13 protein-coding genes are annotated in these 11,241 nt (G+C 66.9%); 1 reads left to right on the top strand and 12 read right to left on the bottom strand.

Annotated elements, in window-relative coordinates; all coding sequences use genetic code 11:
* Positions 1–8: 8 nt before the first annotated feature.
* The 12 genes from hypF to OVA31_RS13375 all read right to left on the bottom strand — a co-directional run bounded on the left by hypF (position 9) and on the right by OVA31_RS13375 (position 10,881).
* A complete protein-coding gene (gene hypF / locus OVA31_RS13425; RefSeq protein ID WP_267627142.1) occupies positions 9–2,297 on the bottom strand; it encodes a carbamoyltransferase HypF in 2,289 nt (762 codons plus the stop codon).
* Positions 2,294–2,539 (bottom strand): HypC/HybG/HupF family hydrogenase formation chaperone, encoded by a 246-nt coding sequence (locus OVA31_RS13420; RefSeq protein WP_267627141.1) that lies wholly within the window; start codon positions 2,537–2,539, stop codon positions 2,294–2,296. Before OVA31_RS13420 ends, hypF begins: the two co-directional genes overlap by 4 nt.
* Positions 2,540–2,543: 4 nt before the next feature.
* The gene (locus OVA31_RS13415) at positions 2,544–3,047 is read right to left on the bottom strand and encodes a hydrogenase maturation protease (protein ID WP_267627140.1); all 504 of its coding nucleotides are present in this window, start codon (positions 3,045–3,047) and stop codon (positions 2,544–2,546) included.
* Between the two features lies 1 nt (position 3,048).
* Positions 3,049–3,168, bottom strand: a complete 120-nt coding sequence (locus OVA31_RS24765) for a DUF6893 family small protein (protein ID WP_420714028.1) — start codon at positions 3,166–3,168, stop codon at positions 3,049–3,051.
* Positions 3,169–3,187: 19 nt separating this feature from the next.
* The gene (locus OVA31_RS13410) at positions 3,188–4,522 is read right to left on the bottom strand and encodes a hypothetical protein (protein ID WP_267627139.1); all 1,335 of its coding nucleotides are present in this window, start codon (positions 4,520–4,522) and stop codon (positions 3,188–3,190) included.
* Positions 4,519–5,166, bottom strand: a complete 648-nt coding sequence (locus tag OVA31_RS13405; RefSeq protein ID WP_267627138.1) for a DUF6084 family protein — start codon at positions 5,164–5,166, stop codon at positions 4,519–4,521. Before OVA31_RS13405 ends, OVA31_RS13410 begins: the two co-directional genes overlap by 4 nt.
* The gene (locus tag OVA31_RS13400; protein WP_267627137.1) at positions 5,163–5,822 is read right to left on the bottom strand and encodes a DUF5947 family protein; all 660 of its coding nucleotides are present in this window, start codon (positions 5,820–5,822) and stop codon (positions 5,163–5,165) included. Before OVA31_RS13400 ends, OVA31_RS13405 begins: the two co-directional genes overlap by 4 nt.
* On the bottom strand, positions 5,819–6,715 hold the full coding sequence (locus OVA31_RS13395; protein ID WP_267627136.1) for a NifU family protein: 897 nt from the start codon (positions 6,713–6,715) through the stop codon (positions 5,819–5,821). Before OVA31_RS13395 ends, OVA31_RS13400 begins: the two co-directional genes overlap by 4 nt.
* Positions 6,716–6,753: 38 nt before the next feature.
* Positions 6,754–8,550 carry a nickel-dependent hydrogenase large subunit gene (locus OVA31_RS13390; RefSeq protein WP_267627135.1) on the bottom strand — a complete coding sequence of 599 codons (1,797 nt, stop codon included), beginning with the start codon at positions 8,548–8,550 and terminating at the stop codon, positions 6,754–6,756.
* 12 nt (positions 8,551–8,562) lie between these two features.
* The gene (locus OVA31_RS13385) at positions 8,563–9,621 is read right to left on the bottom strand and encodes a hydrogenase expression protein HypE (RefSeq protein WP_267627134.1); all 1,059 of its coding nucleotides are present in this window, start codon (positions 9,619–9,621) and stop codon (positions 8,563–8,565) included.
* A 109-nt stretch (positions 9,622–9,730) separates the two neighbouring features.
* Entirely contained in the window at positions 9,731–10,549 is an 819-nt protein-coding gene (gene hypB / locus OVA31_RS13380; RefSeq protein ID WP_267627133.1) for a hydrogenase nickel incorporation protein HypB, read from the bottom strand.
* Positions 10,507–10,881 carry a hydrogenase maturation nickel metallochaperone HypA gene (locus tag OVA31_RS13375; RefSeq protein WP_267627132.1) on the bottom strand — a complete coding sequence of 125 codons (375 nt, stop codon included), beginning with the start codon at positions 10,879–10,881 and terminating at the stop codon, positions 10,507–10,509. The genes hypB and OVA31_RS13375 overlap by 43 nt, the downstream gene beginning before the upstream one ends.
* A 120-nt stretch (positions 10,882–11,001) precedes the next feature.
* Here OVA31_RS13375 and OVA31_RS13370 point away from each other — a divergent pair, with 120 nt between their 5' ends.
* The gene (locus OVA31_RS13370) at positions 11,002–11,202 is read left to right on the top strand and encodes a DUF2613 domain-containing protein (protein ID WP_161060666.1); all 201 of its coding nucleotides are present in this window, start codon (positions 11,002–11,004) and stop codon (positions 11,200–11,202) included.
* The last annotated feature ends 39 nt before the right edge of the window (positions 11,203–11,241 follow it).

The raw sequence follows: 11,241 nt of genomic DNA, 5'->3' as shown, positions 1-11,241 counted from the left end.
CCTTCCGTTCATCCCGCACCGGCAACGAGCAGCTGCCCGAATGCCACACCGCCGTCGTTCGGCGGCACGAGTCGATGGGTGATCACTTCGAAGTCGTTGTCGCTCAGCAGGGTCCGCACCGACGACAGCAGCAGCGCATTCTGGAAAACCCCGCCGGTGAGGGCGACCTTCTCGGACCGTTCACCGAAGAGACGCGCGACCTCGAGCACCATCGATGCCACCGCCGCGTGGAACCGGGCGGCGATCACCCGCGACATCACCCCGGCGAGCACATCGTTCACGACGGCGGCGATCACCGGAGACGGATCGATCACCGTAGCGAGCTCGTCCACGCCCCGGTGGTCCGACACGGCGAATCGGTAGTGGATGCCGGCGCCGTCGTTTCCGCGTGCCGCTGCCTCGAGCTCGATCGCCGCCTGCGCCTCGAAATCGACGACCTGTCGAATCCCGGCGAGTGCGGACACCGCGTCGAAGAGCCTGCCCATACTCGACGTCCGAACACATCCGAACCCCGTCTCGAGCTGATGAGCGAGCGCGCGACGTTCGCCAACCGGACAGGCCCGCACCGGCGGGAGGGCATCCGACCAGTCGATCCCGGCGGACCACAAGTGCGCCAGTGCCATTCGGTACGGGCGATAGACGCTCATGTCACCACCGGGCAACGGTACATACCGCAGGTGCGCGAGCCGCTCGCACGACTTGTAGCTCGCGTGCAGCACCTCCCCACCCCAGATCGCACCATCGGTGCCGAATCCGGTTCCGTCGAAGGCCATTCCGACGACGCTGTCCTCCGGACCCATCCCGTGCTCACCCATCACCGCCGACACGTGCGCGTGGTGGTGATGCACGGCGCGGACCTCGCGCCCCGCCGCATGCCGACGCGCCCACGCCGCCGAGCGGTAGGCAGGATGCGCATCGGCGGCCAGCAGTTGCGGCGTGACACCGGTGACCGCCTCGAGATGGCGTTCGGCGGCGCCGAACGCATCGAGGGTGGCGAGATCGTCCATGTCGCCGACGTGCTGACTCAACCACGCATACCGCCCGTCGGCCACCGCACAGGTGTTCTTGAGGTCGGCTCCGACGGCCACCATCGGCGCCGACCGCACCGGAAGTGCCAGCGGCATCGGTGCATACCCTCGGGAGCGACGGATCGGTATCGTCTCCCCGGCCACCATCCGGATCACCGAGTCATCGCAGGGCACGACGATCCTCCGGTCATGTCGGAGCAACCCGTCAGCGAGGTCCGCCAGCCGGTTGTGGGCCTGGTCGTCCTCGTAGCAGATGGGCTCGCCACCCAGATTCCCCGACGTCATCACCAGGACCCGCGGCCCGGGTGGATCGTCACCGAGCCCGAAGAGGAGCAGGTGCAGCGGACTGTGGGCCAGCATCACACCGAGGTCCGGGTTGCCGGGAGCCACCGCGGCGGCCACCGGATCGTCGGACCGCGGCAGGATGACGATGGGCGCCTGCGGGCTGTTCAGCAGGGCGCAGGCGGCGCCGTGGACCGCCACCAGCCGACGCGCCGAATCGAGGTCGGCGACCATCACGGCGAACGGCTTGTCGCCGCGGCGTTTTCGCGAGCGCAATCGACCGACCGCGTCGTCGTCGAGGGCGTCGCAGGCGAGGTGGTAGCCGCCGATCCCCTTCACCGCCAGGATGCCTCCCGCACCGAGCAGCGAGCGCGCCGCGCCGATCGGGTCCGGTCCCGCGCCCGGCCCCTCGTAGCGCAGCGACGGACCACAGTCGTGGCAGGAGATGGGCTGCGCATGGAATCGACGGTCGGCCGGGTCGGTGTACTCCGCGGCGCAGGCCGCACACATCGGGAAGTCGGCCATGGACGTGTTCTGACGGTCGTACGGCAGCCGTTCGATGATGGTGAACCGGGGCCCGCAGTTGGTGCAGGTGATGAACGGGTGCCGGTGGCGCCGGTTCGCCGGGTCCCGCAGCTCCGCAACGCAGTCGGGACAGATCGCGACGTCCGGGGAGGCGAGGGTCCGGCCGGGCCGGCCGTCGCTGGTCACGTCGATGCGGAAACCCGTGCCCCCACAGATGTCGACAGACGTCTCGATGACGGTGTCGATCACCGCCAGCGGCGGCGGGCTGATCCGCAGACGATCGACGAAAGCGTCTGCTGCCGTGGCACTTCCCTCGATCTCGATGACGACGCCCGACGAGTCGTTGTGGACGCCGCCCGAGAGCGCCAGCTCGGTCGCCGTCGCATAGACGAACGGCCGGAAACCCACACCCTGGACCAGGCCGGTGACCAGCAGGCGGCGACGCACCCGTTCGGCGATCATGGAGCGTCACCTCGCCCCATCAGTTTCAGGCCCGCGAGCGCCTGTCGGGCGCCGTCCGAGTTCGTCTTCTCCACGGCGAAGCCCATGTGGATGATCACCCAGTCGCCCGCGTCGAGTGCCGAATCCTCCTCCAGCATACCGATGTTCACCTTGCGCGGTTCCCCGGTGACGTCGACCAGCGCGATCTGACCACCGTAGCCGTCGAGGATCTCGATGACCTGTCCCGGGATACCCAGACACATCGGCTCACTCCCGCCGCTCGCCGGTCAGCCGCTCCACGACGTCGAGAACCGCCGTGACGCCCGTTTCCACCGCGGCGGCGACCGGACCCGAGAGCCCGATGCCCTCGGCCACGGACTCGATCTGACAGCCGACGACGTAGGTCGGTGGCAGCGTGCCGCCCAGTGCCCATACCCCGGCGAACACCGCCGCCGGATCCATCCCGTGCCCATCGAGGTCGGGGCCACCTCGTTCGACGCCGCTCGTGTCGACGGCGGGGTCCACCCGGATCACCTCGACCTGGCCGGGGTCGCCCCGGTCGGGTATCGCATCCACCAGGACCAGGGCGTCCCATGGATCGAGCAGGTCGTAGGCGAGGTGCAGTCCCCGGATGCCGTAGTCGACGGCACGCACCGACTCCGGGGCGCGCGGCAGTCGCCGCACCACCTCCGGCCCGAAGCCGTCGTCGGAGTGGAAGATGTTGCCGATCCCGGCGACCAGCACGGTCGCGGTCGGCGCCGCAGTGGTCATCTCACATTCGACGCATCCGTAGATACCGCTCGAGGTCCGGGATCGAGCGAATGCCGACGATCAGGCCGGCGACCACCGCCGCGAGCCCGACCAGGGTGGCCACCTGTCCGATTCTGCGCATGGTGCACTTCCTTCCTGCCTCACCGGCTGTCGAGAGGCTCGACTTCGTCGGGCGCGAAATAGAAATAGCGCCCGTAGGATTCGTGGAGGTCGGCGGCGGGGTCGTCTTCGATCACCACGCCGACGTGTGTCTGTCCGTCGACGTCGGCGTGCACCGTCATCACACGTGCGGCCATTCCCGCGAAGAACAGGTCGTGCGCGTCGGCCCGGCGCGACGGCCGGAGGCGGACGCGGCTGCCGCGGGACACCGTGACACCGTCGACCAGCACGGCATCGGACTCCGGCTCGACCGCGTCGTCGGCCTGCGGTTCCCACCAGTCCACGCCGTCCGGAATCTCCGGCACGAGGCGCGCGGCCGGATCCGCCGCGGTGCGTGACGACGGCGTCGCGACATCGGCCGGGTCTCGGCGGACCCCGTGCAAGCGTGCCAACGCGTCCGGGGACATCGACTCGCACCGGTCGAGGATCTCGGCGGCGCGGGCATCGGTCGCCCGGGCCTGCGCCTTCTCCTCGTCGGTCATCGTCAGCACGCGCAGGGTGAGGATCTCGTCGATCTCGGTGGCGTCGAAGAGCGCCACCTCACTCTGGGCTGCGACCTCGGGGTGGTCGTAGAGGATGATCGGTGACAGCAGCATCACGTGATCGGTGTCCGGCGATCCGGCCAGGACCGGGAACACCCTGTGGTGCAAGCATCTTTCGGCGATCGCCGCAGCGGGAGGGTCGATCAGCGAGGTGAACGAGCCTGCGTCGAGCTCGATGATCACGTGCGCCCCGATGAACGACCGCGCGATGGCGGCGTCGCGGTCGATGGGTGGTGCCCCGACGTTTGTCACCGAGACGGTGAGAACAATGGCGTCACCGTCTCGACGCGCGAACACGGTGACCCGTCCGTGCAGGGCCGCGCGAGTCCGGACCAGAGTCCCACCGGGGAGTTCCTCGGTCTCCTCCGCGGCCGGGACGTCGATCGACCGGACGATGTTCTCGCGCAACAGTTGCGATACCTCCAGGGGCCCGATCGGCAGGTCGTGGGCGACGGCCTCATCCCACGTGACGTACAGCTGCCCGTCCAGCACGAGGTCGTCGACAGGTGTGGACCCGGCGTCGCGCACCTGCCGGTGCTGCAACTGCAGGAAGCGGACGGCCAAGGTGAGCGAGGCCCGGTCACCGCCGCGCACCGGACATTGCGCGGACAACGACGACTCCTCGCCGAGTCCGGCCCGAGCGGCACCCTCGGGGCCCAGCACCCCGAACTGCCAGCGCGACTGGTTCTTCGCGGAGGTCGACCGGTACGGATAGAGCAGATATCCCTCGTACAGCACCGCGTCCGCGACCGCCCGGACGTCATGGACGGTCATCGGGCCACCGCCGCGGACAACAGGGCGGTCACTGCCTCGTCGTAGTCGAGCAGTCCGTGCGCCGACTTGTAGTCCGTCAGCGCGGAGATGGTCTCGCCGCGCAGCCGCAACCATCCGGTACCCGGGTGACACATCGCCATCAGATCTCGCCACACCCGGACCGGGAGCTCGAAGCGTGCCTCGCGGTCCCAGGGGATCTGCTGCACCGTGAGTCCGGGGGTGCCCTTGACGAAAACTGTCCCGCTGAAAAGGAAGAGCAGCGGAATCGCGCCATCGGCCAACGCATGGAGGTACTTCGACGCACTCACCTCGAAGTCATAGGTACACGGAAGCGGCAGATCAGCGACCGTGTCGCCGGTGAATCCGGGAACCATCGTGGTGCTGTGCATCCACAGGAAGGCGCGTTGGGTCGCCGACCATCGCTCCCGAAGGCCGAACAGGTCGACGAGTCCGGCCGCCTCGGCATCCGTGTACGGGCGGCGCGTCGGTTCGATGCGGACCTGCGCGCGCAACGCCACGGCGTGTGCTCCTGCACCGTCCGGCAGGGTGAGCTGCGTTCGTGCGATCAGCGTCGGGCTCAACGCATATGGTTCGGGGCTCACGTCGATCACCCGGATGTCGATGTCGTCGATGGCCTCGATCATCGCGACCCCACGGCCCTCGCTCGCGCCGACATCGACGTGAAGAACTCATCCATGTAGTTGTGGACGTCGGCTCCGCCGTCGAAGCCACGCCATCGCATTCGGACCTGACCGACGAACTCGTAGCAGACGTCGATCGGCAACAGCAGGCAACCGGTCGCCGTACCGTCCCCGTCACCGTTTCCCCCGTCACCGCCGCGTTCCGGCATGCGGATGAGCACCGCCTCGACATCGTCGGTCAGCATCTCGAGTGCCCGATTGCGGGCGACGAGCGAATCCCAGGCCGCCAGCGACAGATCCGACTCGATCGCGCCGCCTGCACCCGGATAGAAGGCCACCACCCGTCCCAGTCCGGAGTTGCGGAAGAAGAAGGCCAGGTTCACCGGGATCTCGAGGGACTCCCAGTCCGCGTGGTCGATCGCGTGATCACGAAAGTTGAGGTAGCGGTCAGGGACCGCGCGATAGCGCAGCGCCGCTCCCTGATCGGTGAACAGCAGGTAGCAGCCCCGGCAGACGCACATCAGCGCGCGCCCCTCGGTGTTGACCACATGCCGGTGGTCGTCGCCGATCGATTCGGCGCACATCTCGCAGCGCTCGCCGCCCGCCGTCGCGGGGCGAGTCGTGGTGATCCGCCGGATCACGTCGAAAGGGGTGGTCATCGGACCGCTCCGGACGGCACCGCGACGGCGAGGGTGCCGTCGCGGGTGAGCAAAGGCAGCGGCTCCAGGTGGTCGTCGCCGTCGAGTTGTGTGCCGGCATGCACGGCGTCGAAGCGCGCACCGCAGGTGGGGCAACGCAGGATCGCGACACCCTGGGGTGAACTGTGCATCACGACGCCGGCCAGCGAGTTCTGGCAGACCGGACAATGATCGCGGTACGCGAAGAAGCCGTCGGCGAGGCGGCAGACCAGTATCGGCAGTCCGGCCACCGCATAGCCGCCCACCTCACCCGGTTTCAGATCCGCGAGTTCGGGAACCGGCTCCCACTGCGCGCCGGGCCGCTCGACCTCGTGGACGCGACTGAGCAGGCTGTCTGCGGGGATCAGTCCGGCCGGCGCCGGCTCTGCCGCGACGACCTCGATCGAGACGATCTCCGGCGCCGCCGCCCGGATCGCCTCCTGCACGGCGAGTTCGAGGGTCACCGACGACGACGGGCAGCTTCGGCAACTGCCCTCGAGTTCGAGCCGCACGATGTCGTCGGACACCCCCAGGACCCGCACGTCTCCACCATGCGATCCGAGATACGGTCGCACGCTCTCGATCGCCCCGTCGACCCGGGTGCGCACATCGTGCGGATGGAGGCCGTGCACGAGCAGCAGACTCGCGATCAGTTCGTCGGCGGTGAGGGATTCGACGCTCTCGCGGTCCAGGCGGGAGAGGATGCGCGCGAGGCCCTCGCCGTACAGGTCGGCCACCTCCCGGACGAGTGATTCCGCTCGTTCCCGGGCCACGGCGCCACCGGTCGCCGATGCATCCAGCAGGGTCTCGATCCGGTCGCCTGCCGCGCGCCATCGACCCTCGTCGACCTCCGCGGGTCCCGAGCTGTCCGGCATCGCCTCCTCCTCGCGGTTGTCAGGTCGGCGGTGCCGGGTCATTCCCCGGTCAACGCCTGCGTGGGTGAGTGCAATTTCTGCAGGGTCTGCCCCTTGCCGAGGTACATGTGCACGCCGCACGGCAGACAGGGGTCGAAACTGCGCACCGTACGCATGATGTCGATGCCCTTGAAGTCGTCGCGGCCGTTCTCCTCGAAGATCGGTTGTCCCTGTACCGCGTCCTCATAGGGCCCTGGCGTCCCGAAACTGTCGCGCGGGTTCGCATTCCACGGAGTCGGCGGATACGGATGGTAATTCGCGATCTTGCCGTCGCGGATCACCATGTGGTGGGAGAGCACCCCTCGGACGGCCTCGGTGAAGCCGCATCCGATGCCCTCGTCGGGGACCTCGAAGCTCTCCCAGGTCTTGGTTCGCCCGGCCCTGATCTCCTCGAGGGCCTTCTCCGCGAAGTGCAGTGCGCACGCGGCCGCATATGCCTGGAAGTACGTGCGTGCGCGGTTGCGCTCGATCGTGTTGCTGCCCGCCGCGGGGATGTGCCATTCGAGCTCGACCGGGCCCTTGAGCGCTGTCTTCGGGAGGTTGATCTTGACGCTGTGACCGGTGGACTGCACATACCCGACGTCCACGAGTCCGGCGAGCGCCGTGGCCCACAACCTCGCGAGCGGCCCACCGCCGGTGTCCAGCGCGAGGTGATCGGTGCCGTCGAACCAGCGTGGTGACATCACCCAGCTGTACTTGTCGTCCATGTCGCGTTTGGCAGGCTTCGGGTTGGTGTGCTGGTTCCACGGATGCCGACGATCGACCGGGTTTCCCAGCGGGTCGTTCCTCACGAACATCTCCTGGTCGGTCCAATCGTCGTAATACGAACTCCCCAAGAGGATTCGGATTCCGAGATTGATGTCGACCAACGACGTGGTGACCAGCTTGCCGTCCACCACCACGCCGGGGGTGACGAACATCTTGCGCCCCCACTCCTCCATGTCCCGGTAGGCGAAGTTGCAGACCTCAGGATCCTGGAACGATCCCCAGCAGCCCAGTAGGGTGCGGCGCAGCCCGACCTTGTCGTACCCCGGCAGTGCCTCGTAGAAGAAGTCGAAGAGGTCGTCGTGCATGGGGACGACCTTCTTCATGAACTCCACGTAGCGCATCAGCCTGGTCATGTAATCGGTCATGAGCTGGATGGTCGCCACCGTGCCGACACCGCCCGGATAGAGCGTCGACGGGTGGACGTGACGACCCTCCATGAGACAGAACATCTCTCGGGTGTACCGACTGACCTGCAGTGCCTCCCGATAGAACTCGCCGGTGAACGGGTTCAGTGCCCGCATGATGTCGGCGATCGTGCGGTGACCGTGATCTCCCGCGTGGGGCGCCTCGGTGTTCTCCGCCTTCGCCAACACCCCCGGGTTGGTCTCGGCGACCATCTTCTCGCAGAAGTCCACGCCGACCAGGTTCTCCTGGAAGATGTTGTGGTCGAACATGTATTCTGCGGCCTCGCCGAGATTCACGATCCATTCGCCGAGGTGGGGCGGCTTCACCCCGTAGGCCATGTTCTGGCAGTAGCACGAGCAGGTCGCGTGATTGTCCCCGCAGATCCCGCAGATCCGGCTGGTGATGAAATGCGCGTCGCGAGGATCTTTGCCACGCATGAAGATCGAGTACCCGCGAAAGATCGACGACGTGCTGTGGCACTCGACCACCTCACGATTCTCGAAGTCGATCTTGGTGTAGATGCCGAGGCTGCCCACGATTCGGGTGATCGGGTCCCACGCCATCTCGACGAGACTGTCGGGCTCGATCTTCTTGTGTGACGGGTCGGGGATGATGGTTGTCATCGTCGCTTGCTCCTACCAGGTGCGGGTTGCTCCGGTTTCCAGCAGCTCACCCTTGTGACGCCACCGCGGTTCCTTCTCGACGGTCTTCCCGGTGACATGTCGCAGATTCCGGATCACTGTTCCGTACAGTCCGGACGCCGTCGACGAGAGCTTGCCGCCCGGGGGCTCATCCATGAACGGCATGAACTTGTCGGGGAAGCCCGGCATCGTGCACCCGATACAGATCCCGCCGACGTTGGGACACCCTCCGACCCCGTTGATCCAACCCCGCTTGGGCACATTGCATTTGACGACCGGTCCCCAGCACCCGAGCTTGACGATGCATTTCGGCGAGCCGTACTCGGTGGCGAAATCACCTTCCTCGTAATAGCCGGCGCGATCACACCCCTCGTGGACCGTGGCACCGAACAGCCAGGTGGGACGCAGTGATTCGTCGAGCGGGATCATCGGAGCCTGACCGGTCGCCATGTACAGCAGATAGGTCAGCGTCTCCGACAGGTTGTCGGGATGGATCGGGCATCCTGGAACGCACACGATGGGGATGTCCGCCTTGCTCTTCCAGTCCCAGCCGAGGAAATCCGGCACGCCCATCGCCCCGGTCGGATTACCCGCCATGGCATGGATACCGCCGTAGGTCGCGCAGGTGCCCACCGCGACGATCGCAGTGGCCTTGGGGGCCAGCCGGGTGAGCCACTCGCTGGTGGTCATCGGTTGATCCGTGCCCGGCTTGTTCCCGAAGCCGCACCAATACCCGCCCTCGTCGTGGAGCTGTTCGTTGGGGATCGATCCCTCGACGACGAGAACGAACGGTTCGAGTTCCCCGCGGTCGGCTTTCCAGAACCACTCGAGGAAGTCGTCGGCGCCCCCGGCGGGACCGCATTCGAAGTCGATCAGCGGCCAATGGACCGCGACCCGCGGCAGGCCCGGCAACGAACCGAGCGCGATCTCCTCGATACTGGGTTGGGTGGCCGCGGTCAGCGCGACCGAATCCCCGTCACAACTGAGTCCTGCGTTGATCCAGAGAACGTGGATCAGCGTTTCTTCCGCTTTCAGCGCAGCATCGGTAGGCATGAAATGCCACTTCCCGGGGTCCGGCACCGACCCCTCACGTCACCGGAGTCGACCATCGGCACGCTTGTGTGACGTTAGTCACTCGGTTTACGCCGCAGTGGAGGTTATGTCAATCGCGGCCCGTCCCCGCCGTGACCTCGAACGATGTCGTAAGCCATGCGTACCATTCCGGCATCCCGATCCCGCTGGTCACCGACAGTGCCAGCACCGGCACCCCGGGATTCAGGGAGTCGATGTGGGCCCGACATATCGCCTCGTCGAAGTCGACGTACGGCGACAGGTCGATCTTGTTGATCACCACCAGACCGGCGGCGGCGAACATGTGCGGATACTTCGCCGGTTTGTCCGTGCCCTCGGTCACCGAGATGACCACCACCTTCAGGCGTTCGCCGAGATCGAACAGCGCCGGACACACGAGGTTGCCGACATTCTCGATCAGCAGTAGCGAGTCCGGCCGTGGATCGAGCTCGCCGATCGCGTCACCGACCATCTGTGCATCGAGGTGACAGCCGGCGCCCGTGTTGACCTGCACCACGTCGCAGCCCGTCGCCGCGATGCGATCGGCATCGAGCAGTGTCGCCTGGTCGCCTTCGATCACCGATACGGGAAACCGACCGGACATCTCGCGGATGGTTCGTTCGATCAGTGAGGTCTTGCCCGCACCGGGCGAACTCGTCATGTTCAGGGCGACGATGGCGCGCTCGTGCAGCCAGGCGCGATTGCGTTCGGCGATGAGGTCGTTCTTGGCCAGTACCTTCTGTTCGAGGGTGACCGTCTCGGTGACGGCCGCGTGGTCGTGGTGGTGGTGCCCGTCATGGTCGTGCCGGTGGGGATGGTCGGGATGGTCGTGCTGGTCAGGATGGTCGTGCTGATGGGGAACCGTGATCACCGGTTGCGCGTCGTCGCCGCACCCGCATGTTGCGCACATTCGTCGCTCACCTCCATCGATTTGATCCGGAGCTCGCGACCAGACGTCACGTCGAGATCGGCACTACCGCAGGGACACAACAGGATCAGGCCCTCGAGGGTCAGCTCTGCGTGACATGCCCGGCATCGTGCGAGTCCGGGAGTGACGACGATGTCGAGCACCGCGCCGTCGGCCACCGTCTCGTCGGTCGCGAGGGAGAAGCAGAAATCCATGGCATCGGGTTCCACCGCGCAGAGCGCGCCGACCTCGACGGTGACCTGGTGGACGCGGCGGCCGGCGGCATGCTCACACACGGCGTCGACCACAGCCTGCGTTATCGCCATTTCGTGCATCGTGCCTCGATTCGCCTGGCGCGTGGCCACGACGCTACTCCGCGCATCCGGGACAATCCATGGTCGCGAACCCACGCCGTCCTCATCAGATGATCAGCACCGAATGGTATTTTCGTCGCCATGACCAACAACCGCCTCGTCGCCGGAGCCGTGGCCGGAGTCGCCGGCATCCTGGTGGGACTCGGCGCCGTGTTCCTCGGTGGGTTCCTGTCCACCGAGACGAGCCCGTCGACGGACGTCAACAGCGTCAATCCGAACAGCGGTTTCGTCCAGGGCTCGGTCGACTACGGCACCCGGGGCGATGCCGGGGCCGACAACTGACCTTCGGGCCTGACCTGACCACCGCGGTCGATCGGTCCG

The sequence above is a fragment of the Gordonia sp. SL306 genome, from assembly GCF_026625785.1.
Taxonomy (GTDB): Bacteria; Actinomycetota; Actinomycetes; order Mycobacteriales; family Mycobacteriaceae; genus Gordonia.
This window is presented reverse-complemented; position numbering and strand designations above follow the sequence as displayed.

Excerpts from the sequence above, each read along its gene's own strand:
- hypF (WP_267627142.1), bottom strand. The coding sequence starts at position 2,297 with ATGATCGCCGAACGGGTGCGTCGCCGCCTGCTGGTCACCGGCCTGGTC.
- OVA31_RS13420 (WP_267627141.1), bottom strand. The coding sequence starts at position 2,539 with ATGTGTCTGGGTATCCCGGGACAGGTCATCGAGATCCTCGACGGCTAC.
- OVA31_RS13415 (WP_267627140.1), bottom strand. The coding sequence starts at position 3,047 with ATGACCACTGCGGCGCCGACCGCGACCGTGCTGGTCGCCGGGATCGGC.
- OVA31_RS24765 (WP_420714028.1), bottom strand. The coding sequence starts at position 3,168 with ATGCGCAGAATCGGACAGGTGGCCACCCTGGTCGGGCTCGCGGCGGTG.
- OVA31_RS13410 (WP_267627139.1), bottom strand. The coding sequence starts at position 4,522 with ATGACCGTCCATGACGTCCGGGCGGTCGCGGACGCGGTGCTGTACGAG.
- OVA31_RS13405 (WP_267627138.1), bottom strand. The coding sequence starts at position 5,166 with ATGATCGAGGCCATCGACGACATCGACATCCGGGTGATCGACGTGAGC.
- OVA31_RS13400 (WP_267627137.1), bottom strand. The coding sequence starts at position 5,822 with ATGACCACCCCTTTCGACGTGATCCGGCGGATCACCACGACTCGCCCC.
- OVA31_RS13395 (WP_267627136.1), bottom strand. The coding sequence starts at position 6,715 with ATGCCGGACAGCTCGGGACCCGCGGAGGTCGACGAGGGTCGATGGCGC.
- OVA31_RS13390 (WP_267627135.1), bottom strand. The coding sequence starts at position 8,550 with ATGACAACCATCATCCCCGACCCGTCACACAAGAAGATCGAGCCCGAC.
- OVA31_RS13385 (WP_267627134.1), bottom strand. The coding sequence starts at position 9,621 with ATGCCTACCGATGCTGCGCTGAAAGCGGAAGAAACGCTGATCCACGTT.
- hypB (WP_267627133.1), bottom strand. The coding sequence starts at position 10,549 with ATGTGCGCAACATGCGGGTGCGGCGACGACGCGCAACCGGTGATCACG.
- OVA31_RS13375 (WP_267627132.1), bottom strand. The coding sequence starts at position 10,881 with ATGCACGAAATGGCGATAACGCAGGCTGTGGTCGACGCCGTGTGTGAG.
- OVA31_RS13370 (WP_161060666.1), top strand. The coding sequence starts at position 11,002 with ATGACCAACAACCGCCTCGTCGCCGGAGCCGTGGCCGGAGTCGCCGGC.